The sequence below is a fragment of the Arboricoccus pini genome (assembly GCF_900187945.1).
Classification (GTDB): Bacteria; Pseudomonadota; Alphaproteobacteria; order Geminicoccales; family Geminicoccaceae; genus Arboricoccus; species Arboricoccus pini.
Genome location: NZ_FYEH01000004.1, coordinates 78,960 through 104,328 on the forward strand (window position 1 = coordinate 78,960; position 25,369 = coordinate 104,328).

Sequence of the window (25,369 nt, forward strand, 5' to 3'; positions counted from 1 at the left end):
TAGAACTAGATTAATGTATTGATGCTTCTTTTCGGCCGTCCCAACGCGCCATAACAATAAGCCTTGCCCCTCGCAAGCGCGATCTGCACATGTTCTTGAGTATCAGGGATATATACCATTCGGATGCTGGCCGCGGCTCAGCGGGGCGTTTAAAGCCTTAATGCGATTGAAAGCCGCCCGCGGCAGTATTGAGGAGTAGGCATGAAAACCCGGCCCGCGAGTCGAACGCTCGTCATTTCCGGCATTCTGATCGCCCTTTTGGGCCTGCTAATCGGTGGAGGCGGTGCTCGCCTCGCCGCCCTGGGTGGCAGCTTTTATTATCTTGCGGCCGGCATCGGCATCGTCCTGACCGGGCTGCTCCTGATCGTCCGTTGGCGTGCCGCCTTATGGGTCTATGCCCTCGTCGTCCTGGGCACTCTCGGCTGGGCGGTCTACGAGATCGGCTTTGACTGGTGGCAATTGGCCCCGCGCGGCGACATCATCTTCCTTTTGGGTGTCTATCTCCTGATGCCCTGGATCACGCGCCGCCTGCCCAGGGGCGCAAGCCTCCCGCTCGCCGCGACACTCCTGCTCGCGGCGGCGGTGGGCATCGTCGCCCTCCTCACCAATCCGCATGACAAGAGCGGATCGATCGAAGCCGCCTCGCTCGACCTACCGGCCAATGCCGGAATGCCCGATGACGACTGGCGGCACTATGGCCGCACGCTGGCTGGCGATCGTTACAGTCCGCTCAAGCAGATCGACGGTGGCAATGCCGGCAAACTCGAGGTCGCGTGGCAATATCAGACCGGCGATGTTCGCGGTCCGAGCGATCCGATCGAGACGACCTATGAGGTGACGCCGATCAAGGTCGACGATACGCTCTACCTCTGCACGCCGCATAACTACGTGATCGCCCTCGATGCGGAGAGCGGGCAGGAAAAATGGCGCTATGATCCCAAAGTGCCGATCGTGCCGGGCCTGCAGCATCTGACCTGCCGCGGCGTTGCCTATCACGAGGCGGCCACGGCGACGGGGCAGACCTGCCAGAAGCGGATTTTCATGCCTACCGCCGATGCCCGACTCCTCGCCATCGATGCCACCGACGGCCGGCCCTGCCAGGATTTCGGCCAGAACGGCGCGGTCGATCTGACGCAAGGCATGCCCAACATGACGCCCGGCTATTACTACTCGACCTCGCCGCCGGTCGTCGCCAACGGCGTGGTCATCGTCTCGGGCAATGTGAGCGACAATGTCTCGACGACGGAGCCATCCGGCGTCACGCGCGGCTTCGACGTCAATACAGGCAAACTTCTATGGAACTGGGATTCCGGCAATCCCGAAGCGACGACGCCGCTGCCGGCCGGCCAGCATTACACAGCGAATTCGCCCAACTCCTGGAGCGTATCCAGCGCCGACGAGAAACTGGGCCTCGTCTATATCCCCATGGGCAACCAGACGCCCGATCAGTGGGGCGTCCAACGAACACCGCAGGCCGAACTCTATAGTGCCTCGATCGTGGCGCTGGATATCAAGACCGGCAAGCTGCGCTGGGTCTTCCAAAGCGTGCACCACGACCTTTGGGACATGGATATCGGCGGCCAGCCCAGCCTGGTCGACCTCGACACGTCCACGGGACGCAGGCAGGCCCTGATCGCCTCGACCAAACGCGGCGACATCTATGTCCTCGATCGCACCAACGGCCAGCCGATCGTCCCGGTGCATGAGCGGCCCGTCCCTCAAGGCGACATTCCAGACGAGCGCTATTCTCCGACCCAGCCCTTCTCGGATCTCACCTTCCTGCCGCGCCGCCCGCTGGAGGAGCGCGACATGTGGGGGGCAACGATGCTCGATCAGATGGTCTGCCGCATCATGTTCAAGAGCGCGCGGTATGAGGGCATCTTCACGCCACCCTCGACGCAAGGCTCGATCGTCTATCCCGGCAATTTCGGCGTCTTCGACTGGGGCGGCGTCGCTATCGATCCCGTCCGCCAGTTGATGATCGCCAATCCCGACTACATGGCGTTCTACTCGCGCCTGATCCCTCGTGCCGCGAACGACACAGGCGTCGCACCGGGTGAGCAGAAAGCGAATGAGGCAGGCACCAACGAGATGATGGGCACCCCCTATCGAGTTCAGCTCAATGCCTTTCTCTCGCCCCTGGGCCTTCCCTGCCAGGCCCCCCCCTGGGGTTACATGGCCGGCGTCGACCTCAGGAAATCGGAGATTGTCTGGCAGCATAAGAACGGCACGATCCAAGACAGTTCGCCCATCCCGCTGCCCATCAAGATGGGCGTGCCCAGCCTTGGCGGGCCGATCACCACCGGCGGCGGCGTGGCCTTCCTGACCTCGACGCTCGATAGCTATATCCGGGCCTACGACGTCCTGGACGGCACGCAGCTCTGGCAGGCCCGGCTGCCGGCTGGCGCCCAGACCACCCCCATGACCTATCGCTCGGCCAAGAGCGGGCGCCAGTTCGTCCTGGTCGTGGCGGGCGGCCATGGCTCGCTCGGCACCAAGGCCGGCGACCACGTGATCGCCTACGCCCTGCCGAAAGCCAGCAGCTAGGCCGAATGGCCGGGGCTCAGGCCTCGGCCAGCCATTCCTCGATGAGCCAGCGGGCAATGCTGTCCGCATTCGGGAACTGCACCGGCCGGGCATCCGGATCGCGAAGATCGGCCCGGTCGAACCAGCGCGCATCCTCGATCTCATCGGGCTCGATGTTCAGATCATCGCTCAGGGCCTCGGCGCGAAAGCCCAGCATGAGCGATTGCGGAAAAGGCCAGGGCTGCGAGGAGCGGTAGCGCACGTCGCCGATCACGATGCCCACCTCTTCCTGCACCTCGCGACGCACCGCCATCTCGAGCGTCTCGCCCGGCTCGACGAAGCCGGCCAGCGTCGAGTACATGCCGGTCTTGAAGTGGGCCGAGCGGCCAAGGATGCACTGATCGCCGCGGGTCACCAGCATGATCACGGCCGGATCCGTGCGGGGGAACACCAAACGGCCGCAATGCGTGCAGCGCCGGGCGTGGCCGGCCTCGATTGATTCGGTAAGGGCGCCGTCGGCGCCGCAATGGCGGTGAAGACGGTGCCAGTTGGCGAGTGCCCGGGCATAGGCCAGCATGCCGGACTCGGTCGCCGGCAGCATGGGTCCAACGCTGCGAAGATCGGCAAAGCGCGCCGTCTCGGTCAAAAGATCCGCGTGATCAATCCCGGTAGCACCGGCGCCGACTGCGAAGATCGCCCGCTCTTCCTCATCCAGACCGAGAAAGATCGCGTCGTCGTCCTTGCCAAGATTGATCGCCGTCGGATTGGTCCTGAACGCGCGGGGGCCTTCCGGATGCTCGATGATCGCAACTTCCAGGTCCTTGAGGACGAGCACCCAGCTCGCGTGGTCACGCCGCCGCGCCTCCAGCCAATCGCTGTCCTTGCGTCGCTCCGAGGCGCGATTGATCCCCACCCCAGCATAAACGTGCGGCGGCGGATTGGGGGGTTCGCGGGTCATGGCGCAGCTTGATTCCTTGGCACTGGTTAGAAGTGGTTGAAGACCAAGCAACGGTCGGAGACAAGGCCATTGGCGGTGCAGACGAGGTCATCACGTCGCGCGAACCTCCCCTTGGGGGTTGCGTCGCATGCCGGTTGCGACGATATAAGCGCGCGGAAGGTTGGCGGTGGACGGTGCCCTCGCCAAGTCGGTCAGGTCCGGAAGGAAGCAGCCGTAACGAGTTTCGCGTCGGGTCGCACGTCAGCCTTCCACCCTCCAAAGGTCGCCCGCCACGCTTTCGACCTCAAATGCGCGTCTTGCCATTTGCCGGTTGGACATGGGTGCCAAAAAAGCCTTTCATCCGACCGGTTGGGTCAGGATTTCCTCTTGGCGGCTGGGTCGATCTGGAAACCATGGACGAAGATAGCGCACCCGCATTGTTCGCAGGCACTGCCGCGTCATCGGGACCCGCTGGCGCCTATCGGGTCATCGCGCGCACCTATCGCCCCACACGCATGTCCGAGCTTATCGGCCAGGACATGCTGGTGCGCACGCTGGCCAACGCCCTGGCCTCCGGGCGGATCGCGCATGCCTTCCTCCTCTGCGGCATTCGCGGCGTCGGCAAGACGACCACGGCCAGGATCATTGCCCGGGCACTCAACTGCACCGGTCCCGACGGCCAGGGCGGTCCGACGCCCGAGCCCTGCGGCCAGTGTTCCTCATGTCGTTCAATCGCCGCCGACAGTTCGCTCGACGTCATCGAGATGGATGCGGCGACGCGGACCGGCATCGACGATATTCGCGAGATCGTGGACAGCGTCCGCTATGCCCCCTCAGCGTCGCGCTACAAGATCTACATCATCGACGAAGTCCACATGCTCTCGGAAAAGGCCTTCAACGGCCTCCTGAAGACGCTGGAGGAACCGCCGCCGCACGCCAAGTTCGTCTTCGCGACGACCGAAGTCAGGAAGGTGCCGATCACCGTCCTGTCGCGCTGCCAGCGATTCGACCTGAAGCGCGTCGAGCCGGACGTCATCGAGGCCCATCTTGCGCGCATCTGTGCCAAGGAAGGCGTTGGCGCCGAACCGGATGCCCTGGCACTCATCGCCTCCGCGGCAGAGGGATCGGTGCGTGATTCCCTCAGCCTGCTCGACCAGGCCATGGCCCTGGCCCAAGGCAGCATCAAGGCGCAGAGCGTTCAGGACATGCTGGGTCTGGGCGATCGCACGCGGATCATCGAGATTGCCCAGGCCCTGCTCAACGGTGATGCGCGCCAGGCCCTCGGGCTGTTCGGCGAGCTCTATGCGGCCGGTGCCGATCCCGTTGCCGTGGCGCAGGATCTGCTCGAGATCGCGCACCGTTTAAGCCGCCTCAAGACCGGCGTCGGCATGGGCACCATCGGCCGGCCGCTTTCCGCCGAGCTCGAGGCAAGGCTCGCAGCCCTGGCCGACACCGGCACGATTCCTGTCCTTGCCCGTCTCTGGCAGATGCTCCTCAAAGGGATCGAGGATATCAGGACCGCGCCCAACGCCGTGGCGGCGGCCGAGATGGTGCTCATGCGCATTGCCTGCGCTGCCGACCTACCGCCGCCGGGCGAGTTGGCGCGACTCTTGCGCGAACGCCAGGCCGGCAGTCCGAGCCCCGCGGCAGCGGCCGGCCGCCCCGCCAGCCTGCGCAGCCCCGCCGTCCCCGATACCGTGCGGGGCGCCTTGCAGCATCAGACCGCGCCTCTGAACATCAAGCTGCCGGGCCCACCGCGCGGTCTGGCCCCGGCCGCGGGGGCGCCCCCGACGTCGAGGGTTGTGTCAGGACCACGTGCGGCTCCTCCCATGCAGCCCACACGCTCGCCCAACGACGAGAGCGGAAGAAAAGCCTCCGCTTCGGCCAAAGAGTTACCCAGGACTTTTGCCGACCTCGTCGACTATTTGAGTGAGCATGGCTACCGGCCGCTCGCCGCTTGGCTGGAGCAAGGGGCGCATCCAATCCGCTACGAAGCAGGTCGCAGCGTGGAGTTTAGGGTCACTGCCGCTATGCCGGCCGACATCGCGGGCCAGCTCAATGACGCGATCACGGCCCTGTTCGGCCAGCGCTGGGGCGTCGTGGTCGGCCAAAGCGAGGGCGAACCGACGCTGGCCGAACAGCGCGAGCGTCGACGCCAGGCGCGTATCGAGGAAATTGGCCGTGAAGGCCGGCTGAAGCGACTGCTCGACGCCTACCCGGGCGCTACGGTAATCGACGTGCGGCCGGTTCGGGTCTTGGCCGAGGAACCCTCCGCCGAATTATCCGCCATCAAGGAAGCGAGAGACGCATGAAGAATATCGGCAACATGCTCAAGCAGGCGCAGCAACTCCAGGGCAAGATGGCCGAGATGCAGGCCAAGCTCGCCGAGTCCGAGGTCGACGGCCAGTCGGGCGGCGGCCTGGTCACCGTGACGCTCAATGGCAAGGGCGAAATGCGCAGGATCAAGATCGACAAGTCGCTGGCCGATCCCGAGGAGATGGAGATCCTTGAGGATCTGGTGGTCGCCGCCACCAATGACGCCAAAGCCAAGGTAGAGGCAGAATTGCAAAGCGAAATGAGCAAGCTGACGGGTGGCATGTCGCTTCCTGCCGGCTTCAAGATGCCGTTCTAACTAATTGATCTTACGATAATAAAACGCCTCACTTAAACCATGTCGACAGCTGAGATCGATCAGCTGGCGCGGCTGCTGGCAAAGCTGCCGGGCTTGGGCGCGCGCTCGTCCAGGCGTGCCGTGCTGGCCCTCTTGAAGCGCCGCGAGACGTTGGGCGAGCCGCTCGTGCGCGCCCTGCGCGAAGCGTTCGACAAGGTGCGGGCTTGCGGCGTTTGCGGCAATCTCGACAGTATCGATCCTTGCGGCATCTGCGCCAGCCAGCGCCGCGACCGCCAAACGATCCTGGTTTGCGAGGAGGTCGAGGATCTGTGGGCCATGGAGCGGGCCCAGAGCTATGGCGGCCTTTACCACGTGCTGGGCGGCAAGCTCTCGGCGATCGATGCTGTCGGGCCCGAGGATCTGGGGATCGATCGCCTGATGGCCCGCATCCAGGCCGATGACGTCAAGGAGGTCATCCTCGCCCTGGGTGCCACGGTGGACGGGCAGACCACGGCGCATTACATCGCCGAGCGGCTGGCCGGCCTCGCGGTCAACGTGTCTCGACTGGGCCACGGGGTTCCTGTCGGCGGCGAGCTTAACTATCTAGATGAAGGTACACTGCAGGCAGCCTTGCGCGCACGGCAGAAACTCACGCTTTGACCACCCACGGACCCTGGCTTGGCGAGCCCGCCTCCTCTTTGGACCCGACGATGACGCTCCTTTCCATTCTTGAGGTGCCGGATGCACGGCTGAAGGCAAAAGCCAGTGCCGTCGCTGTCGTGGATGACGATCTACGCCGCTTCATGGATGACATGCTGGAGACCATGTACGCTGCGCCTGGCATCGGCCTCGCGGCGCCGCAGGTCGGCGTCCTGCGGCGCGTCATCGTACTGGACGTGGCCCGTGAGAGGGAAACGCCCGCGCCGATGCGTCTCGTCAATCCCGAGATCCTCTGGGAATCCGAGGAAAAGACGATCCAGGAGGAAGGCTGTCTCAGCCTGCCCGAGCAATATGCCGAGGTGCGTCGGCCGGCCGCCGTCAAAGTCTCCTACCTGGATGAGCAGGGTGTCGCGCGAGAGGTGGAAGCCGAGGGCCTGCTCGCCCGCTGCCTGCAGCACGAGATCGACCATTTGAACGGCATTCTGTTCACCGACCACATCTCGGCGCTGAAACGCAACATGATCCTGCGCAAACTGGCGAAAGCGCAAAAGCTGCGCGCATGAGCATCCGCCCGCCGCTCCGGCTCATCCTGATGGGGACCAGTCCCTTCGCCGTGCCTGCGCTCCGACGGCTGCACGCGGGTCCCCATCGAATAGAGGCCGTCTACACGCAGCCACCGCGTCCGGCCGGACGTGGTATGAAGGAGCGCCCATCGCCGGTGCACGAGGCAGCGCTCGAACTCGGCCTGCCGGTCCTGACGCCGGCTTCCTTCAAGACCGAGGCGGCCCTGGCCGAGTTCACGGCCCTCGCGGCCGATCTCGCCATCGTTGCGGCCTATGGCCTGATCCTGCCCCGTCCGGTCCTGTCGGCGCCGCGCCTGGGCTGCATCAACCTGCACGGCTCAAACCTGCCACGCTGGCGGGGGGCCGCCCCCATCCAGCGCGCCATCATGGCCGGCGATGCCACAACCGGCGTCGATATCTTTCAGATGGAGGCGGGCCTGGATACCGGCCCCGTCCTCGCCAGCCGTACGGTGACGATCGGCCCGCACGAGACAGCCGGCTTCCTGCATGATCGTCTGGCGGCGATCGCGGCCGACATGCTGCCTTCCCTTCTGGAGGGCCTGGCGAACGGGACGGCGCAGGCAATCCCGCAGCCATCCCAGGGTGCCACCTATGCCAGCAAGATCCAGAAGGATGAGGGTGCCATCGATTTCGGCCAATCGGCCATCGAGATCGATCGGCGCATCCGCGGCCTGACCCCGTGGCCGGGGTGCTTTGCCTATCTGGGCAAGGAGCGCCTCGGTATCCTTGCGGCGGAGCCAGTGGCGGGCAGCGGCGAGCCTGGCACCGTCATCGAGCTGCCGTTGACCGTCGCCTGCGGCGAAGGGGCGCTGCGCATCACCAGCGTCCAGCCGGCCGGCAAGCGGCCCATGCCGGCCGAGGCCTTCGCGCGCGGCAGGCGGCTCGGTGTCAGTGACCGGTTGGCATGCCGCGCTATCGCCTGACCATAGAATATGACGGCATCGGCTTTCACGGCTGGCAGATCCAGGCCGGCCTGCCTACCGTGCAGGCGGCGCTGGAGACAGCACTGTTTGCCATCACCGGCGACCCCACGCCGGTCACGGGCTCGGGGCGAACCGATACCGGCGTGCACGCGCTGGGCCAGGTCGCCCACCTGGATACAAGACGCGACTGGACGCCAGACCGGCTCATGGGCGCCTTGAACGCCCATCTGCGGCCGCAGCCGATCAGCGTCCTGCGCGTCGAGCAGACGCATCCCCAATTCCATGCGCGGTTCGATGCGAGACGTCGACGCTATCGCTACCGCATCCTCAACCGGCGGGCACCGCCCGCTTTGGCCACGGGTCGGCTGTGGCACCGGCCCCAGCCACTGGCGGCCGACCTGATGCACGCGGCGGCGCAGGCACTGGTCGGGCGGCACGATTTCACGAGCTTTCGCGCTGCCGAATGCCAGGCCAAGAGTCCCTTGCGCACGCTCGACCTGATCCACGTCCATCGCCAGGGCGAAGAGATCCTGATCGACCTCGCCGCCCGTTCCTTCCTCCACCACCAGGTCCGAAACATTGTGGGCACGCTGGTGCCGATCGGCCAGCGTCTGCGGCCCGTGGCCCACATGGCGGAGGTTCTGGCGGCACGCAATCGCGTGGCCGCCGGCCAGACGGCGCCGCCCGATGGCCTCTATCTCGTCGACATCGCCTATGAAGAGCGCACTTAGTCTGTCGACCACCCGCCCCGCCTAGCTGGCATGGCGTCGGGCGGCGGCGACGCAGGCAATGACGGCAAGCGAGACAGCCAGCATGGGCCAGGTGACGCGTTCGTCCAGTATGAGGGCTGCCAAGGTCAGTCCCATGAAAGGTTGCAAGAGCTGCAACTGGCCGACCGCGGCAATGCCACCTCGCGCAAGGCCGCGATACCAGAAGAAAAAACCGATCAGCATGCTGAAAAGCGAGACGTAGACAAGGCCGAGCCAGGCGGAGAGACCGACCTGCGCGAAGCTGTCGGGCCAGTCGAGGAAAGTCAAAAGCACCATCGGCGGCAGGGAAATGACGAGCGCCCAGGAAATGACCTGCCAGCCACCCAGCCGGCGGGACAGGTGACCGCCTTCTGCATAGCCGAGCCCGCAGGCGATGACCGCTAGCAGCATCGCCAGATCACCAGTACTTGACCCGCCTTCGCCCTGCGCCAAGGCGAAGGCCGCGACGAGCAGGCTGCCCAGGCCGGCGAAGAGCCAGAATGCCGGATGCGGCCGCTCGCCGGCGCGCAACACGGCGAACAAAGCCGTGACAAGCGGCATCATGCCGATGAAGACGATCGCCCGTGCCGCACTCAGATGCTGAAGGGCCAAGGCCGTCAGCAAAGGAAAACCGACGACCACACCCAAGGCAACGATCAGAAGCGAGGCCAGATCCGCCCGCCTCGGCAGACGCTGCCGGCAGACGAGCAGGATGCCGGCCGCAAGGAGGCCGGCAATCGACGCCCGCGCCACCGTCAGGAAAACAGGATCGAAGCCCGCCACGGCAAGCCTCGTCGCGGGCAGCGAGCCACTGAACACGGCAACACCAAGCATGCCGTAGATAAATCCTTCAGTAGTCCTGCCCATTCGGTCGCTCCGTTGCTGCTTGCCTCCTCCTTGCGACAAACATCGCTGGCGCCGCCAGTCACAATGCCATACAATTTTACCGAATCGTTATGATCACTATATCAATACAGTTTGGATGTTCATGGCGAACAGTGGAACCAGGACGGTAGCAGTGATGACGGCGATACGGCAGCGCATCGCGGCGCGCAGCCTGCCAGCCGGCGCACGATTGCCCTCCATCAGGGCGCTGGCGCTGAGCATGAGGATCTCGCCCTCGACCGTCGTCGAAGCCTATGAGCGGCTGGTGGCGGAAGGCGTCATCCGCTCAAGACCCGGCGCCGGCTTCTTCGTCACCGAGCAGCCGGCGCCGCTCACTCTGGCCGCGATCGGGCCGCGTCTGGACCGTGAGATCGATCCGTTCTGGGTCTCGCGCGCCTCCCTGGAGGCAGTACCGACCCTCCCCATGCCCGGCTGCGGCTGGCTGCCCGCCGACTGGCTGCCGCAGGATGCCCTGCGCCGCGGCCTGCGCGGCCTCGCGCGGGCCCAGCCGGCAATGCTCGGCGATTATCCTTCGCTGCTGGGACTTTTGCCGCTGCGCCAGTTCCTGGCTCGCCGTCTTGGCACCGTCGGTGTGGAGGTGCCGCCGCAGCAGGTCATGTTGACCGACAGCGGCACGCAGGCGATCGACGATATCTGCCGGCTTTGCCTGGAGCCCGGCGACGCCGTCCTGGTCGACGATCCCTGCTATTTCAATTTCCTGGCGCTGCTGCGCGCGCACCGGGCCCGTATTGTAGGCATACCGCGCACGCCGGCCGGCCCTGACCTCGAGGCCATGGAGACGGCCATCGCCCGGCACAAGCCGCGCCTCTACATCACGAATTCGGCCCTTCACAATCCGACCGGCGGCACGCTCTCGCCGGTGATAGCCCACCGCGTCCTGAAGCTTGCGGCCGAGGCCAAGCTCACCATCGTCGAGGATGACATCTTCGCCGATTTCGAGGACGAGCCCTCGCCGCGCCTTGCCTCCTTCGACGGACTGGAGCGCGTGATCGCCATCGGCAGCTTCTCGAAGACACTATCCGCCTCGATCCGCTGCGGCTACATCGCCGCCCGTCCAGACTGGATCGAGCGGTTGGCCGACCTCAAGATTGCCACACGGTTCAGCGGCAACGGCGCTTCGGCGGCGCTTGTTCTGACCGTTCTGCAGGAAGGTGGCTACCGGCGACACGTCGAGGCGCTGCGCGCGCGCCTGCGCCGCGCCATGCAACACACGATCGGGGCCTTGGCCAAGCTCGATATCCAGCCCTGGCTCGTGCCCAAAGGCGGCATGTTTCTCTGGGCCCTACTGCCGAACGGCATCGATGCCGAAAGCCTTGCGCGAGCTTCGATCGAGGCCGGCATGGTGCTCGCGCCAGGCAATGTGTTCAGCCCGGGCCTGACCGCTTCCAATCGGATGCGCTTCAACGTCGCTCAGTGCCAGGAACCGCGCGTCTTCGCTCTTCTGGAGCAGGCCATGGCGCTACAATCGTCGCGGCGGGCCGGATGACGAACGAGGCTGTCGGGCGCGTCGGCCCTCAAACGCCAAAGAGCAGCAGCATGACCTGAGAGAAGATGACGGTCAAAAGAATGTCGGCAATGACGAAGCCCGCGGCGATAAAGCCGGTCGTCTGCAGAGCACTGCGGACAACATGCCATTCATAGAGGAGAACCAGAAAGACGCTGACGAGCAGGAAGAGGGCACCGCCATTACCCGCTCCCGTGGCCTCGCCCAGCCATCGCGCGCCCATCAGCACGAGCGCCTGGAGGACGCTGCTCCAATTGGTGGCGACGATCAGCGGGACGTATCGAGATGTCAGGCCCGTCAGACGGGTCAACAGGATGGCCACGAGAGGAAAAACCAGCCAGCCCGCAACATAGCTGACGGCCTGCGCGAACCCCAGATAGATGCCGTCCATTGGCACGGCCCCGCTTGGTCCCATTACCGTTGGCCAGCCGCCGTGCAGCAGCGAGCCCACGGCTTGCAGGGCGTAAGCCGGGGCGGTGACGAGGGCGGCCAGGAACGAGCGATAAAAGCCGTCGACGGAAAGATCGAAGCTCTCCATGGCAGCCGGATCGCGCCGCGCCAGCCTGAAGGCGCCACGAATGCCCTGATCGATCGCCAGCCAGCAGTTTGCCAGGGTCATGAGCGGGCGAAATAGCGCCTGAGAAAGACCTCGTAGATCCGCGCAAGGCCAGTAATGTCCTCGAGCGCCACATGCTCGTCGACCTGATGCATGCTGGGACCGGGCAATCCCAGTTCGACCACGGGGCAATAATGGCAGATGAAGCGCGCATCCGACGTGCCCCCTGAGGTGCTGAGTACCGGCGTCCGGCCGGTCACCTCGCCGACCGCTGCCGCCAGGGTCTCGCTCAAGGGTCCGGGCGAAGTGAGGAAGGCATCGCCCGAGGATTTCAATTCGAGATCGTAGCGGCCGCCCACCGCATCGAGACGGTCGCGCACCCAGACTTCAAGCGAGCGGGCATTGTGAAGATCATTGTGGCGGATGTTGAAGACCGCGCGGGCCAGCCCCGGCACCACGTTGGTCGCGGCATTGCCGATATCGATCGTCGTGACCTGAAGGCTGGAGGGCTCGAAGAACGCATTGCCTGCATCGAGCGGCTGGGCCAGCAGCGATGCCAGCATGGCCACCAGCCGATGCGCCGCATTATCCGCTCGGTGCGGATAGCCCACATGGCCCTGACGGCCATACACGCTGAGCCTGCCCGTGAGCGATCCGCGCCGGCCGATCTTCATCATGTCGCCAAGCTCGCTCTGCGAGGTCGGCTCGCCCACCACGCAGGCATCGAAGCGATGGCCCCTGGCCGTGGCCCATTCGAGGAGCTTGACGGTGCCGTCCACCGCCGGCCCTTCCTCATCGCCGGTCAAAAGAAGGCTGATCTTGCCCGGCAAGGGATGGGTCGTCTCCCGCCAGTTGGCGACCGCCGCGACAAAAGCCGCAACGCCGCTTTTCATGTCGGCCGCACCTCGGCCGAACAGCCGGCCATTCACGATCGTGCCGGCGAACGGATCTTGGCCCCAGGCCTTCACATCGCCGGGCGGCACGACGTCGACATGCCCGGCGAAGGCCAGATGCAGACCATTGCTGCCGGGTTCACCCAAAGTCGCCAGCATGTTCTCGACCGGCTCCGCGCCCGGACCAGCGAAGCTCACCCGCTCGACTTCAAAACCCAGGGGCCGAAGCACCTCCTCGAGCAGGTCGAAGCACGCCCCGACCTTTGGTGTGACCGATGGAATACGAACCAGATCCTGGGTCAGCCGGACAGGATCGAGGGCCGATGGCGCATCGCCCATCAGTCGCGGAGCAGATCGTTGATCGAGGTCTTGGCGCGTGTCTGCGCGTCCACCCGCTTGACGATCACTGCACAGGAGAGGCCCGGGCCGGGCGACCCGTCCGGCAGCGGCTTGCCCGGCTGGAAGCCGGGCACGACGACGGAATAAGCGGGCACGCGACCGCGGAAGACCTCACCGGTCTCGCGATCGATGATCTTGGTGGAGGCGCTGATGAAGACGCCCATGGATAAGACCGAGCCCTCTTCGACAATGACACCCTCGACCACTTCCGAGCGTGCGCCGATGAAGCAGTCATCCTCGATGATGACCGGATTCGCCTGCAAGGGCTCCAACACGCCGCCAATGCCGACACCGCCCGAGAGATGGCAGTTCTTGCCGATCTGCGCGCAGGACCCGACGGTCACCCAGGTATCGACCATCGTGCCCTTATCGACATAGGCGCCCAAATTGACGAAGGACGGCATGAGCACGACGCCCGGGGCAATGTAGGCGCTGCGACGGACGACACAGTTGGGCACCGCCCTGAAGCCGCCCTCGCGGAACTCGGTCTCGCCCCAGCCCTCGAACTTGGACGGCACCTTGTCCCACCAGGTGGCATGGCCGGGGCCACCCGGAATCGGCTCCATGTCGTTCAGGCGAAACGACAGCAGGACCGCCTTCTTCAACCACTGGTTAACGACCCAGCCGCCCTCGCCTTTCTCGGCGACCCGCAAGGCGCCCCTATCCAGCGCCAGAAGCGCCTCGTTGACGGCCTCGCGGACCTCGCCTTCGGTCGTGGAACCGATCGTATCTCGAGCGTCGAAGGCACTCTCGATGACGTTTTGCAAGCGGGCCGTGTCCATGAGTCTCGTCTCCAAGCGGGAAAGCGCGCGGCAAGCTAGCGGATGCCGCCCTTCTGTCAACGCGATCTAGGTGCTACCTAAGGCGCCGCCCCCGAACTTATGATGGACGCTGCGCCCTGGCCATGGCGAAGAACAGCCCGCTACCCCCGTTGCCCGACGCTTTCCTCGCCGGCTGCCGTACCCTCCTTGATGCGAAAGGCGTTGTCGACGACCCCGACGAGATTGCCTCTTATACCGTGGATTTCTGGCGGCAATGGCGGGGCCAGAGCCCCCTGGTGCTCAGGCCCGCCAGCACCGCCGAGGTCGCGGGCATCGTCGCACTGGCAGCCACATCGGGCGTTGCGCTCGTGCCGCAAAGCGGCAATACGGGCCTCGTGGCCGGCGGCATCCCCGATCCGAGCGGCAGCCAGGTTGTCTTGAGTCTCGCCCGCCTGAACGCCATCCGCCACGTCGATCCAGCCGGCGATCACCTGATCGTCGAAGCTGGCTGCGTGCTGGAAACTATCCAGGAAGCCGCCCGCGGCATCGAGCGCTATTTCCCTCTCTCACTCGGTGCGCAGGGCTCCTGCCGAATAGGGGGCAATATCGCGACGAATGCCGGCGGCTTGAACGTGCTGCGCTATGGCATGACCCGCAATCTCGTGCTCGGGCTCGAGGTCGTGCTGCCGGATGGGCGCATCTGGAACGGCCTGCGCGCGCTGCGCAAGGACAATACCGGCTTCGATCTGAAGCAGATCTTCATCGGCTCGGAGGGCACGCTCGGTATCGTCACGGCGGCGGCACTCCGGCTGGTGCCCCTGCCGCGCGAGACGCAGACGCTCTGGCTCGGCATCGACAGTCCCGAATCGGCGGTCGAACTTTTGACGATCTTCGCCCGGGAGCTGGGCGATCTGGTCTCGAGCTTCGAGCTGCTCTCGGGCTTTGGCGTGGAGACGGCGGTCCGCTTCCTGGAAGGCGTCCGGGCGCCGATCGAGGGCAGCCATCCCTGGCATGTCTTGATCGAGGTCGCCTGGAATTTCACCGAGGGCCTTGGCCAGCGCGTCGAGACGGCGCTGACCGCCGCCATGGAGAGCGAACTCGTCCGCGACGGCACGATCGCCCAAAGCGAGGCACAGCGCGCCAATATGTGGCGAATCCGGGAGGGCCAGAGCGAGGCGACGCGCGAACTCGGTTTCATCGTGCGCAGCGACGTCACGGTCCAGATCAACGACATTCCAGTCCTCTGCAAGCGCGTGCGCGCCTGGACCGAGGCCGAGATGGAAGGTGTCATCCTCGTACCGTTCGGCCATGTGGGCGACGGCAATCTTCACTTCAACTTCATCATGCCCGAGGCACGCGTCGCCGAGCTCAAACCAATCCTTCTTGGCCGTCTTTATGACGAGGTGACGGCGCTCAATGGATCGATCAGCGCCGAGCACGGCATCGGTCGATTGAAGCGCGACGATCTGGAGCGCCTCAAGGACCCGGTTGAACTGCAGCTCATGAAGACGCTCAAGGCGACCCTCGACCCCAAGGGCATCATGAATCCCGGCGCCATCCTTCGCGCCGAGTGATCACCGCGCGCCTCAGCGGTGACGCCTCGCAACCGAGCGGGGTGAAAAGGGCTTTGGGGACCCTAGTCGCGCCTTGTCACCTTGAGTGCCCGCCGATCCAGATGACGCTCGACCTCGGCCAGGTCGATGCCCTCCTTGGCCAGTCGCGTGAGGGTGAAAAAGATGACGTCGGCTGCTTCCCAGACAACCTCGTCACGCGTGCCGGCGGCGATCAGCTCGGCCGCCTCCTCGGTGGTCTTGGCAGCCAGGAGGGCTGGATCGTCGAACAGTCTTGCCGTGTAGGAACCGGCGGGGGCATGCTCACGACGCGCTGCCAAAGTACGCATCAAGCTGCCGAGGCCCTCCTCCTCGCCCCAGCAGGTGCGGGTGTCCAGATGGCAAAAGCCCTTGCCCGCCTGACGGACGACGAAGCGCGGGCTGTCGCGGTCGCAGTCGAGGTCGATGCGAAGCAGTTCCTGCACGGCCCCCGAGGTCTCGCCCTTGACCCACAATCCGCGCGTGCGTGACTGGTAGACACCGACCTTGCGCTTGACCGCCTCGCGGATGGATTCCTTGCTTGAATAGACCAGCCCCAGTGCCAGGCCGCGCTCGTCGGTGACGACGGTCGGATAGAGCCCATCCGGCCGGTCGGTCACCAAGGGTGCAGCAATGGCGTCGCCAAGATCGAGCCTGCCCGTATAGAGGGCCATGCCCACCTGCGCGTCGGCACCGATGGCGTCGAGCTCGCGGATCTCCTCAGCCGTGGTGACACCGCCGGCGATCGTCACGCGCGCCGGGCTCGCCGCCGCGACGACCGCCTTGGCCAGCGCCATGTCGGTGCCGCCCATGCGCCCCTCACGCTCGACGAAGGTAACGAGAAAGCCATCCACGAGATCGCGGAGCTCATCGATGCGATCAAGAAGGGCCGCACCCGTGCCCGTCTTCCAGCCCTCGATCACGACCTCGCCGTCGCGCGCGTCTAGCGCGGCGATGACCCGGTTCTTGGGCAGCTTCGCCAACAGGTCGGGCTTGGCCATGGTGCCGAGGATGATCTTGGCCGCACCGCGATCCAGCCAGGACGTCGCCGTCGCGAGCGAGCGGATGCCGCCGCCGACCCGGCAGGGAAAGCGCTGCACGAGCGGATCGATCAGATGCGCGTTCGATCCGGTGCTCATCGCGGCATCGAGATCGATCACGGCAATCTCGCCCGCGATCGCGAAACGCTCGGCGATCGGCATCGGGTCGCCAGCATCGATCGCCTTGGCATCGCCGCCGACGAGCTGGACGGTCTGGCCTCCCTGCAGATCGATCGATGGAACGATCATGGCCGTACCCTCACCTGATGCTCGAGAAGATAGGATTTGACGTCGCCTACGGTGAGGTCGCCGTCATGGAAGATGGAGGCCGCAAGGACGGCGTCCGCGCCGCAATCGAAGGCTTCCTTGATGTGCTTTGCACTGTCGGCACCGCCCGAGGCGATGACGGGCACATGCACGGCAGCAGCGACGGCGCCGGTCAGCGCCAGATCGAAACCCTCGCGCGTGCCGTCCCGATCCCAGGAGGTCAGGAGAATCTCCCCTGCGCCCAGCGCCTCAGCCTCTTTAGCCCAGGCGACGGCGTCCTTGCCCACGGCCTCGCGGCCGCCCTTGATCAGGACCTCAAAGCGCTGCCCCTGGCTGCGTGCATCGATCGCCAGGACGCAGCATTGACGACCGAAGCGGGTGGCGATGTGGCTGAGAATCTCGGGGGAGAAGACGGCGGCCGTGTTCACCGAGACCTTGTCCGCACCGGCTTCCAGGAGCTCGAAGGCATCCTCCTCGGTGCGGATGCCGCCGCCCACCGTCAGCGGAATCGAGAGGGCCGCCCGCACGCGGCGCACGGTCTCATGCTGGTTGCCGCGCCCCTCGGGCGTGGCCGAGACGTCGAGGATGACGATTTCGTCGGCCCCCTGCGCCTGGTAGAGGGCCGCCCGTTCGGCAGGATCGCCGGCATCGCGCAGACCCTGGAATTTCACCCCCTTGACGACCCGCCCATGGCTGACGTCCAGGCATGGAATGATCCGATGCGTGAGACCCGTCCGGCTCATTGGCCAAGCTCCATGAAGCGGGAGAGGATGGCAGCGCCATAATCGGCGGACAGCTCGGGATGAAACTGGCAACTGACGAGGTTGCCGCGCTCCATGGCGGCAACGAAGCGTTGGCCGTGGAGAGCTCGCGCCACCTGCCAACCCGGCGCCTCCAAAGCGCGAAACGAATTGGCGAAATAGGCAAAGCCGCTATCCAGGACCTGGGCGTCCTCCAGGGCCGTGACCTCGTTCCAGCCAAATTGCGGCGCCCGGACGTCCGTCTCGAAGGCGCCCACATGCGTGGCGATGAGGCCCAGGCCATCGACGCCGGGACTTTCGTCGCTGCTGGCGAATAGCAGTTGATGGCCAACACAGATGGCGATGGTCGGCCGGTTCGCCAGCATGCGCGCCTTTAGCGGCCGGTCGAACCCCTGCTCCCTCAGGCGCGCCATCGACGCACCAAACGCACCCACACCCGGCAGCATGACGTGGCTCGCCTGCGCGATCGCCTCGGCGCTGTCGGCCAGCCGGGTCTCGACCCCGAGCCTCGCAAAGGCCGCTTTCACGCTCGCCATGTTGGCCGTGCCGGTCGGCACGATGGTAATGGCCGGCATCAAAGAACGCCCTTGGTGCTGGGCACGTCGTCGCGGTCGGTCTTACGAACCGCCTGCTTCATGGCCAGCGCCATGGCCTTGAAGGCCGCCTCGGCGCGATGATGGTCGTTCTCGCCCTTGAGCACGTCCACATGCAGCGCCATGCGGCCCGTATTGGCGAAGGATTGGAAGAAATGGACGAGATTCTCGGTCGCCACCTCGCCGATCATCGCCCGCTTGAAACCCATGTCGACCGCGTGCGACGGACGGCCGGACAGATCGACGACGACACGGGCCAGAGCCTCGTCGAGCGGGGCATAGGCATAGCCGAACCGGCCGATGCCGCGGCGCTCGACCAGGGCCTGGTCGAAGGCGCGGCCCAATGCCAGCGCCACGTCCTCGACGGTGTGATGGTCATCGACCTCGAGATCGCCCTCGCAGGAGAGCTCCAGGTCGAAGCCGCCGTGGCGGGCGAACGCCACGAGCATATGGTCGAGGAAGCCCAGGCCAGTCGCGATGTTGGCTTCGCCCTGGCCATCGAGATAGAGCTGCAGGGTGATGGCCGTTTCATTCGTCCGGCGCTCGATCAGGGCACTGCGCAAGGTGGTCCTGCTCCGTCAGGTGATAATGAACGCGTCAAGCCGTTGATGTGGACCAAGGGCCGGCCGCTGTCGACGCCCGATTTAACGTTGCTGCCAGCCGAAAGGCTGGCGGCCGGCCCATTGGCTAGGCCACGATCTGCGCGATCTCGAAGACGACGATATCCGTGCCACCCCGCTCCTTGATCCGGCGGATGATGTCGGGCAGCTCGGCCCGGGGCACGGCCGACTTCACTGCGAATCCGATGTCGCCATGCAAGGGGGCCATGGTCGGCTCGCGCATGCAGGGCACGACGGCAATGACGCTCTCGAGGTCCGCCCGACCGACATTGAACTCAACCATGACACGCTTGCGCGCATCGAGGACGGACTGCAGCAGCAAGACGAAATGCTCCACCGTCCGTCGCTTCACGGCATCTTCCATGGCGCGGGGATGCGCATAGAGCCGGGTCGAGCTCGTCATCACCTCGTCGATGATCGTCAGCCCGTTGGCCTTCAAGGTCGCGCCGGTCGCCGTGTTGTCGACGATGCAGTCCGCGTCCTCGGGTGGGAAGACCTCGGTTGCGCCGTAAGAGCGGACGACGCGGGCGTCGTACCCGGCACGCTCGATCCAGCCGTGCGTCAGACGTTCATATTCGGTGGCGACCCTGAAGGGGCGCTTGGGCAGCCGGCCATTCTCCAGGAACTCCGTCGAGGCGGCGCAGACGATGCGTACGGGATCGAGACCGGTATCCAGGAGCTGGACCAGCTCGACTTCCTTCTCGGCAACCCAGTCCGCGCCGGCAAAGCCGATGTCGCGGGAGCCCGCATGCAGCATCTCAACGATGTTCTGTGGCTTCAGGATCTTGGCCTCAAAACCTTCCAGAGAAAGCCTCGGTCGATACCCACGACGATCGAAGGTGAGGTTGATGCCGGCATCGCGTAGAAGTTTGAGGATGTTCTCCTGCATACGCCCCTTGGGCAGGGCCAGATGCACGAGGCCATTGGCGTGGCCGGCATGCGGCCCCCCATCGGCAATGGTCCTGGGCCCTGACACTGGCAAAGAAGCGGCGCTCACGTCCATTGATCCTCGAAAGCTGATCCGCCTCCTATAGAGAGCGGGCGACATTGAGGGCCCGGCTGGCAAGGTGCCGGTCAGGCCGTTCCGCTGGCCGGTCCGGCCGTGGATCGCGCTTATAGGGTGCGAGTCACCTCGACGTAAAGGCGACGCCGCCGGCGCTACTTCAGGCGGCCTTATGCAATTCCTCCACATGCGTCGCGGTCTGCGTGGCACCGGTCTCGACCGGATGGAAGAGATCGGTGCTGGTCGAGAGCGTGTGGACCGCCGCCGTGTCCAGGACATGGTTAATCGCCGAGACGGCGGCACTGTTGGTCGCATGGCCGCCATTCGCGGCCTCGGTGGAGACGGTCTGCGCCTGGCTCACCTCAGCCGTACTGGGCGTGGAGCCGCTCAGAATGTCGCTGCCGGCAGGCGCGGCCGCGGCATGCGTCGCGCTCGAAGTGCCCTGGGTCGTAGTCGTGGTCAGCTGATCGCCCAGGATGTCGCTGCCGTTCCCCGTGTCCAGCGATGTCGTGGCGCTCAGAAGGGAAACCTTGGCCAGCGAGGCGACGCTGCTGGCCGGTGTCACGACGAAGTCGTGTTGGCCATCGGCCGTCTCGAGGCCGGTAATGCCGGTCGCACCGCTGCCATAGTCCTTGATGGTGGCGAACTGCTTACCGTCATAGCTGAGTGCCAGATCATTGCCGGAGAGCGCGCTGCTGACCTTGCTCCAGGCACCGTCGAAATAGACCTTGTTGAGATCAAGGCCGCTGGTCCCGCGCGTGTCGATGATAGTGGCGATACCGGAATCGGTGCTCCGCAAATAATAGGAATCGTTGCCGGCGCCGCCCGCCAACACGTCATTGCCGCCACCACCCACGATGACGTTGGCACCGCTGTTGCCGACCAGCAGATTGTCGTGCGCGTTGCCCCAGAGGCCAAGATTGTCGGATCCCTTGAGCAGCGCGTGGTCGATACTGGCCGAACTGACCGGCCATGCGGTGCCCACGAGGCCAGCCGGCGCCGTCCCGGTCGCCCCGGCCAGCTTGATATAGCCGGCGATGCCGAAATTCGCATTGTAGCTGACGGCATCGACACCGGTGGCGGCCGTGCCGGCGAACGCGGTGGCAAAGCTGGGCGACCAGACATGCGTGCCGGTAAAAAAGCTCGTGATGTCAGCGCTGCTGGTGGGCAGCGCCGTCGCATCGTGCGGCGCGAAGGACGAGAAGGCCTGGGTGCCGCTGCCGATGTCGATGCCGCTGAAATTCGCCTCGTGCCCGACATAGTCCTTGATCGTGGCGATCGTCGTGCCGTCATAGGCCAGCACCATGTCGCTGCCGCCGGCGGTCGCCACCAGCTTGCTGGCATTGATCCCGGTGAGCTTGAGCAGGTTGACGCCGTCCGTATCGGTGATCGTCGCATTGCCGCCGACGCTGAGGACATAGGTGTCGTTGCCGAGGCCGCCTTTGAGCGTATCCGTGCCGCCATTGCCCGTGAGCACGTCCTGGCCGGCGCCGCCGACCAGGGTGTCGTCGCCCGTCGTGCCGGTCAGCGACTGGCTGAAGGTCGAGAGCACGCGCGTGCCCGCGCCGTCACCAAGGTCGATCCCGGCAATGGCCGATGGATGGCTCGCATAGTCGGCCATCGAGGCGATGGCCGTGCCGTCATAGAGGACGGTCAAAGCGGCACCGGTCAGGGCGATGACCAGCTTGGAGGCATCCCCGCCCGCAAGTTTCAGGACATTGCTGCCCTCGCCGTCGGTGATGGCGACCTTGCCCGAGGCATCGAGGATATAGGTGTCGCTACCGGCCCCGCCGACGGCCTGGTCCACACCGCCCTTGCCGTCCAGGATGTCATTGCCGGGGCCGCCCACGAGGCTGTCGGAGCCGCTCGTGCCGCTCACATACTGGGCAAAGCTCGCGAACGGCTTGACACCGCCGCCGAGATCGAGCCCGGCGAAATTCTCGGTGTGCAGGCCATAATTCTTAATCGTCGCGATCGTGCTGCCGTCATAGGAGAGGACGAGGTCATAGCCGTTCATCGCGACCAGCACCTGGCCGGCCTCGCCGCCGGGCAGGCTCAAAACATTAAGGCCCTGCTGGTCGATGATCGTGGCGTTACCGGCGCTGGAGAGCACATAGGTGTCGCTGCCGTAATCGCCGATGAGCGTATCGGTGCCGCCATTGCCAAGAAGCGTGTCATCGCCGCTGCCGCCGGTCAGCGTCTCGTTGCCGGACGTCCCCGCGATCGCCTGGCGGAAGGTTGAGAACGCCACCGTGCCGCTGCCGAGATCGATGCCCGGAAAGCTCGCAGGCGCGCTCGCATAACCAATGATGGTCGCGATCTTGGCCCCGTCATAGAGGATGGAGAGATCACTGCCCGCGAGCGAGACCAGGATCTTGCCGGCATCGCCGCCTGCGAGCTTGAGGGTCGAGATGCCCTGCCCGTCCGTGATCGTGACAACCCCCGTCGTCGAGAGAACGTAGCTGTCCGCCCCGGCCCCGCCCTGGAGCGTGTCGCTGCCGCCCTTGCCGTCCAGGACGTCATTGCCCGCGCCGCCCTGAAGGACATCGTTGCCGGTCGTGCCCGTCAGCGTCTGGTTGAAGCTGGTGAAATTGGCGACGGTACCGCCATTGACCGTCAGGCCCGGAAACGCCGACGGATGAAGGGCATAGTCCTTGATCGTGGCGATCTGCCGTCCGTCATAAGCGATCAGCAGATCGTCGCCGCTCGGGCTGATCATGATCTTGGCGACATCGACGAGGCTGGTCGAGGTGCCGAGCTTGAGCGTGTTGATGCCTTCCTTGTCGACGATGAGGTCGGCTGCCTGGGTCGTCGGGCTGAGGATATAGGTGTCGTTGCCGGCACCTCCCTGGAGGATGTCGCCGCCACCCAGGCCGGTTAGGGTATCATTGCCGGCATCGCCCATCAGATTGTCAGCCCCCAGGGTCCCGGTGAGCGACAGATCGCCGACCGGCGGCTTGCCGAAGCTCGAAAAGGCCACGACGCCGCTGCCGAGGTCGATGCCGGTGAAATTGGCGGCACGATCGGCGAAATCGCGGATCGTCGCGACATGCGCGTCGCCCACATAGATGTCGAGATCGCTGCTGCCCTGGACGACATAGACCGAGGAGGGCTTGAGATCGCCCAGGAGCCGGATCGTGTTCTGACCGCTCGCATCGTCGATGACCCAGGCCGGCGTGGCGGCGTTGCCGGCCTTGAGTATGTAGATATCGTCGCCGACACCACCTTTGAGGACCTGGCCGGTGCCGAGCTGCGTGCCGCTATCCACCTGGCCGTTCACCGCCGTGGGGTCGATGACGTCATTGCCGTCGCCGCCGGCCAGCGTCGAACCCCATTGCGAAGTGATGTACTGGCCCTCGATCGGCGGCTTGGGGAGGCTGGCGATCGATACGACCCCGTTGCCAAGATCGATGCCGACGAAATTCGCCTCGTGGCCGACATAGTCGGAGAGCGTGGCGATCGTCTTCTTGACCAAGGCGGCGTTGCCTGCCGGATCGGTGCGCGAGGTGTCGTAATAGGCGTAGCTGATCTCGAGGCCCGTGCCGACCAATTGCGCATAGAGGCTGGCCGTCGCCGGCAGATTGCTGATCTTGATGGTGTTCAGGCCCTGCGAATCGATGATCGTGTCGATTTCACCCCTGGTGGCGCGCGTCGCGTCCAGAAGGTAGGTGTCGTTGCCAGCCCCCCCCTGGAGCACGTCGCTGCCGCCATTGCCGTCCAGCGTGTCGTTGCCCGGTCCTCCCGAGAGCGTGTCGCTGTAGGTGGTGCCGATAACGACCCGGTCGCCGCTCGATGGGGCGGCAAAGCTCGCAAAGCTGCGGACACCCTGGCCGTCGCCAAGGTCGATGCCCGCGAAGTGGGCGGCGTTGGCGGCGTAATTGTCGATCGTCGCGATGTCGCGGCCATTATAGGCGATGACGAGATCGACGCCGCTGGCGGCGATCGTGACGCGGGCGGCATCGCCGCCCGGGAGATAGATCGTGTTCAGGCCTTCAGTATCGAAGATGCGATCCGAGCCGTCCTCGGCCAGGCCCAGGAAAAACCCGTCATCGCCCTCGCCGCCATAGAGGACGTCATAGCCGCCACCGCCGGCCAGCACGTCGTTGCCGGCGTCGCCATAGAGATAGTCCGTGCCGGCTTCGCCATAGAGGACGTCGTTGCCGCCGCCGCCATGGACGATATCGTCACCGCCGCCAGCGGCGATCTGATTGGCGCCGTCATTGCCGTAGAGCAGATTCGCCTTGTCGTCGGCCCAGATGTCGTGATTGTCCGAGCCTTCGAGGCGGAGGTTCTCGATATCGGTCGCGACCTGTTGCGTCGCCGTGTTGAAACCGGCCGGAACTGCCGCCAGGCTGGCACCCATCTTGAAGGTGACGGTGCCGTCGCCATAGACCGAGGATGAGAGGCTCGCGGCATTGGCCCGCCAGTCGCCGGCGATGACCAAGGTGTCGTTGCCGGCACCGCCATTGACAAGGTCGGTCGGCCCATGACTGTAGAGGACGTCGTCGCCCTCGCCGCCATCCAGGATATTGGTGCCGGAGCCGCCATCCAGGATATCGGCGCCAGGGCCGCCATGCAGGATGTCGTTACCCTCCTCGCCGAAAAGCTGGTCGTTGCCCTCGCCACCCTCAAGCAGGTCGCGGCCCGCACCGCCATGGATGACGTCGTTGCCGTCATCGCCATAAAGCTTGTCGTCGCCATCCTGGCCATAAATAATGTCATTGCCGACATTGCCATGGACGAGATCATCGCCGGCACCGGCATAGATGATGTCGTCGCCGGCGCCACCATCGAGATTGTCGGCGAGGTCGGTGCCATAGATAACATCGTTGCCATCGCCGCCTACCGTGACATCGCCGATGCTCGGCCGGTTGCTGGCATCTGTCGAGCCGTCGATGGTCCCACTTGCATCGTCGAGGGCCAACGTCGTGACATCGGTGTTGGCCGAGGCTGAGAGCTTGATGCTCATGTCACCCAGATTCTCGCCGAGCGGCAAGGGCGCGAGGGAGTAGCCGGTGTCGATCACGGGCTGCGGCGCGGCCGTCCCATCCGCCTGGCCGGCGATCATGAAGCCCTGCCCCGAGGCCGTGACGTCGAGCGGCACATCGCCGGAACTGCCGACAAGGAGCGCCCCGGGGACGGCGGGAGCCAAGACAACCGGCTGGGCCGGCGCCGGAGTCGTCGACATCTCGGCACCGGCCGGGTGTGGAGAAGGCTCATGGTTCGGTGCAGCCGTACTGGCGGCCTCGCCGGCCTCGGCCGCGGCCCGCGTGGTGAACATCGCCAGGGCCACGCCCAGGAGCGAGACGCCTGCCGGTCCCATGAGATAGGGTCTGCCCGCCGACCGCCTCGGTCGCCGAGCCTGGCCGGGTGCGGCCGGCACTGTCGGCGCTGTCGGCTGTGAGGGCTCGCCGGCATCGAGGCCGGCCGACATGCTTGCACCAGACTTTGCCATTTACCTACCAACCTCTGCTGGACTTGATAAAT

The 25,369-nt window shown here is 65.4% G+C and carries 20 protein-coding genes and 1 other RNA gene; 10 read left to right on the forward strand and 11 right to left on the reverse strand.

What is annotated here, in order from left to right; genetic code table 11:
• Positions 1-201 precede the first annotated feature (201 nt).
• Positions 202-2,547 carry a glucose/quinate/shikimate family membrane-bound PQQ-dependent dehydrogenase gene (locus CFB17_RS06790; protein WP_088560664.1) on the forward strand — a complete coding sequence of 782 codons (2,346 nt, stop codon included), beginning with the start codon at positions 202-204 and terminating at the stop codon, positions 2,545-2,547.
• A 16-nt stretch (positions 2,548-2,563) separates the two neighbouring features.
• Here CFB17_RS06790 and nudC read toward each other — a convergent pair whose 3' ends face one another.
• Entirely contained in the window at positions 2,564-3,484 is a 921-nt protein-coding gene (gene nudC, locus CFB17_RS06795) for an NAD(+) diphosphatase (RefSeq protein WP_088560665.1), read from the reverse strand.
• 158 nt (positions 3,485-3,642) lie between these two features.
• Between nudC and ffs the strand changes: the two genes are divergently transcribed.
• The 7 genes from ffs to truA all read left to right on the forward strand — a co-directional run bounded on the left by ffs (position 3,643) and on the right by truA (position 8,972).
• An RNA gene (ffs, locus tag CFB17_RS06800) (signal recognition particle sRNA small type) lies at positions 3,643-3,733 on the forward strand.
• 143 nt (positions 3,734-3,876) lie between these two features.
• Complete coding sequence (locus tag CFB17_RS06805) at positions 3,877-5,775, forward strand: DNA polymerase III subunit gamma/tau (RefSeq protein WP_165769469.1); 1,899 nt, start codon at positions 3,877-3,879, stop codon at positions 5,773-5,775.
• Positions 5,772-6,095 (forward strand): YbaB/EbfC family nucleoid-associated protein, encoded by a 324-nt coding sequence (locus tag CFB17_RS06810; protein ID WP_088560667.1) that lies wholly within the window; start codon positions 5,772-5,774, stop codon positions 6,093-6,095. The genes CFB17_RS06805 and CFB17_RS06810 overlap by 4 nt, the downstream gene beginning before the upstream one ends.
• 39 nt (positions 6,096-6,134) lie before the next feature.
• Positions 6,135-6,734 (forward strand): recombination mediator RecR, encoded by a 600-nt coding sequence (gene recR, locus CFB17_RS06815; protein ID WP_088560668.1) that lies wholly within the window; start codon positions 6,135-6,137, stop codon positions 6,732-6,734.
• Between the two features lie 50 nt (positions 6,735-6,784).
• Positions 6,785-7,297: a peptide deformylase gene (def, locus tag CFB17_RS06820; RefSeq protein ID WP_088560920.1), complete on the forward strand. Its 513-nt coding sequence runs from the start codon at positions 6,785-6,787 to the stop codon at positions 7,295-7,297.
• A complete protein-coding gene (fmt, locus tag CFB17_RS06825) occupies positions 7,294-8,241 on the forward strand; it encodes a methionyl-tRNA formyltransferase (RefSeq protein WP_088560669.1) in 948 nt (315 codons plus the stop codon). Before def ends, fmt begins: the two co-directional genes overlap by 4 nt.
• Entirely contained in the window at positions 8,223-8,972 is a 750-nt protein-coding gene (gene truA / locus CFB17_RS06830) for a tRNA pseudouridine(38-40) synthase TruA (protein ID WP_088560670.1), read from the forward strand. The genes fmt and truA overlap by 19 nt, the downstream gene beginning before the upstream one ends.
• 21 nt (positions 8,973-8,993) lie before the next feature.
• Here truA and CFB17_RS06835 read toward each other — a convergent pair whose 3' ends face one another.
• Positions 8,994-9,857 carry a DMT family transporter gene (locus CFB17_RS06835; protein ID WP_088560671.1) on the reverse strand — a complete coding sequence of 288 codons (864 nt, stop codon included), beginning with the start codon at positions 9,855-9,857 and terminating at the stop codon, positions 8,994-8,996.
• Positions 9,858-10,011: 154 nt separating this feature from the next.
• Between CFB17_RS06835 and CFB17_RS06840 the strand changes: the two genes are divergently transcribed.
• Positions 10,012-11,382: an aminotransferase-like domain-containing protein gene (locus CFB17_RS06840; RefSeq protein WP_243389777.1), complete on the forward strand. Its 1,371-nt coding sequence runs from the start codon at positions 10,012-10,014 to the stop codon at positions 11,380-11,382.
• Positions 11,383-11,410: 28 nt separating this feature from the next.
• Here the strand turns inward: CFB17_RS06840 and CFB17_RS06845 are convergent, their stop codons facing one another.
• From CFB17_RS06845 to dapD, 3 genes are read right to left on the reverse strand one after another with little or no spacing between them, the layout of a single operon-like run.
• On the reverse strand, positions 11,411-12,019 hold the full coding sequence (locus CFB17_RS06845) for a hypothetical protein (RefSeq protein ID WP_088560673.1): 609 nt from the start codon (positions 12,017-12,019) through the stop codon (positions 11,411-11,413).
• Positions 12,016-13,188: a succinyl-diaminopimelate desuccinylase gene (gene dapE, locus CFB17_RS06850; RefSeq protein WP_088560674.1), complete on the reverse strand. Its 1,173-nt coding sequence runs from the start codon at positions 13,186-13,188 to the stop codon at positions 12,016-12,018. The genes CFB17_RS06845 and dapE overlap by 4 nt, the downstream gene beginning before the upstream one ends.
• Positions 13,188-14,030, reverse strand: a complete 843-nt coding sequence (dapD, locus tag CFB17_RS06855; RefSeq protein ID WP_088560922.1) for a 2,3,4,5-tetrahydropyridine-2,6-dicarboxylate N-succinyltransferase — start codon at positions 14,028-14,030, stop codon at positions 13,188-13,190. Before dapD ends, dapE begins: the two co-directional genes overlap by 1 nt.
• Before the next feature lie 122 nt (positions 14,031-14,152).
• On the opposite strand from dapD, the gene CFB17_RS06860 reads away from it, so the two are divergent.
• On the forward strand, positions 14,153-15,583 hold the full coding sequence (locus tag CFB17_RS06860) for an FAD-binding oxidoreductase (protein ID WP_088560675.1): 1,431 nt from the start codon (positions 14,153-14,155) through the stop codon (positions 15,581-15,583).
• Between the two features lie 62 nt (positions 15,584-15,645).
• On the opposite strand, the gene hisE is transcribed toward CFB17_RS06860, so the two are convergent.
• The 6 genes from hisE to CFB17_RS06890 form a co-directional block, all read right to left on the reverse strand.
• Complete coding sequence (hisE, locus tag CFB17_RS06865; RefSeq protein WP_088560676.1) at positions 15,646-16,887, reverse strand: phosphoribosyl-ATP diphosphatase; 1,242 nt, start codon at positions 16,885-16,887, stop codon at positions 15,646-15,648.
• Positions 16,884-17,648: an imidazole glycerol phosphate synthase subunit HisF gene (gene hisF, locus CFB17_RS06870; protein WP_088560677.1), complete on the reverse strand. Its 765-nt coding sequence runs from the start codon at positions 17,646-17,648 to the stop codon at positions 16,884-16,886. Before hisF ends, hisE begins: the two co-directional genes overlap by 4 nt.
• The gene (gene hisH, locus CFB17_RS06875; RefSeq protein WP_088560678.1) at positions 17,645-18,241 is read right to left on the reverse strand and encodes an imidazole glycerol phosphate synthase subunit HisH; all 597 of its coding nucleotides are present in this window, start codon (positions 18,239-18,241) and stop codon (positions 17,645-17,647) included. The genes hisF and hisH overlap by 4 nt, the downstream gene beginning before the upstream one ends.
• Positions 18,241-18,822, reverse strand: a complete 582-nt coding sequence (hisB, locus tag CFB17_RS06880; protein ID WP_088560679.1) for an imidazoleglycerol-phosphate dehydratase HisB — start codon at positions 18,820-18,822, stop codon at positions 18,241-18,243. Before hisB ends, hisH begins: the two co-directional genes overlap by 1 nt.
• A gap of 124 nt (positions 18,823-18,946) precedes the next feature.
• Positions 18,947-19,876, reverse strand: a complete 930-nt coding sequence (gene hisG / locus CFB17_RS06885; protein WP_165769470.1) for an ATP phosphoribosyltransferase — start codon at positions 19,874-19,876, stop codon at positions 18,947-18,949.
• Between the two features lie 166 nt (positions 19,877-20,042).
• On the reverse strand, positions 20,043-25,316 hold the full coding sequence (locus tag CFB17_RS06890) for a beta strand repeat-containing protein (protein ID WP_165769471.1): 5,274 nt from the start codon (positions 25,314-25,316) through the stop codon (positions 20,043-20,045).
• Between the last annotated feature and the right edge of the window lie 53 nt (positions 25,317-25,369).

Bases quoted from the DNA above. Each gene is read 5' to 3' on its own strand.
- CFB17_RS06790 (WP_088560664.1), top strand. From the start codon at position 202: ATGAAAACCCGGCCCGCGAGTCGAACGCTCGTCATTTCCGGCATTCTG.
- nudC (WP_088560665.1), bottom strand. From the start codon at position 3,484: ATGACCCGCGAACCCCCCAATCCGCCGCCGCACGTTTATGCTGGGGTG.
- CFB17_RS06805 (WP_165769469.1), top strand. From the start codon at position 3,877: ATGGACGAAGATAGCGCACCCGCATTGTTCGCAGGCACTGCCGCGTCA.
- CFB17_RS06810 (WP_088560667.1), top strand. From the start codon at position 5,772: ATGAAGAATATCGGCAACATGCTCAAGCAGGCGCAGCAACTCCAGGGC.
- recR (WP_088560668.1), top strand. From the start codon at position 6,135: ATGTCGACAGCTGAGATCGATCAGCTGGCGCGGCTGCTGGCAAAGCTG.
- def (WP_088560920.1), top strand. From the start codon at position 6,785: ATGACGCTCCTTTCCATTCTTGAGGTGCCGGATGCACGGCTGAAGGCA.
- fmt (WP_088560669.1), top strand. From the start codon at position 7,294: ATGAGCATCCGCCCGCCGCTCCGGCTCATCCTGATGGGGACCAGTCCC.
- truA (WP_088560670.1), top strand. From the start codon at position 8,223: ATGCCGCGCTATCGCCTGACCATAGAATATGACGGCATCGGCTTTCAC.
- CFB17_RS06835 (WP_088560671.1), bottom strand. From the start codon at position 9,857: ATGGGCAGGACTACTGAAGGATTTATCTACGGCATGCTTGGTGTTGCC.
- CFB17_RS06840 (WP_243389777.1), top strand. From the start codon at position 10,012: ATGACGGCGATACGGCAGCGCATCGCGGCGCGCAGCCTGCCAGCCGGC.
- CFB17_RS06845 (WP_088560673.1), bottom strand. From the start codon at position 12,019: ATGACCCTGGCAAACTGCTGGCTGGCGATCGATCAGGGCATTCGTGGC.
- dapE (WP_088560674.1), bottom strand. From the start codon at position 13,188: ATGGGCGATGCGCCATCGGCCCTCGATCCTGTCCGGCTGACCCAGGAT.
- dapD (WP_088560922.1), bottom strand. From the start codon at position 14,030: ATGGACACGGCCCGCTTGCAAAACGTCATCGAGAGTGCCTTCGACGCT.
- CFB17_RS06860 (WP_088560675.1), top strand. From the start codon at position 14,153: ATGGCGAAGAACAGCCCGCTACCCCCGTTGCCCGACGCTTTCCTCGCC.
- hisE (WP_088560676.1), bottom strand. From the start codon at position 16,887: ATGATCGTTCCATCGATCGATCTGCAGGGAGGCCAGACCGTCCAGCTC.
- hisF (WP_088560677.1), bottom strand. From the start codon at position 17,648: ATGAGCCGGACGGGTCTCACGCATCGGATCATTCCATGCCTGGACGTC.
- hisH (WP_088560678.1), bottom strand. From the start codon at position 18,241: ATGCCGGCCATTACCATCGTGCCGACCGGCACGGCCAACATGGCGAGC.
- CFB17_RS06890 (WP_165769471.1), bottom strand. From the start codon at position 25,316: ATGTCGGCCGGCCTCGATGCCGGCGAGCCCTCACAGCCGACAGCGCCG.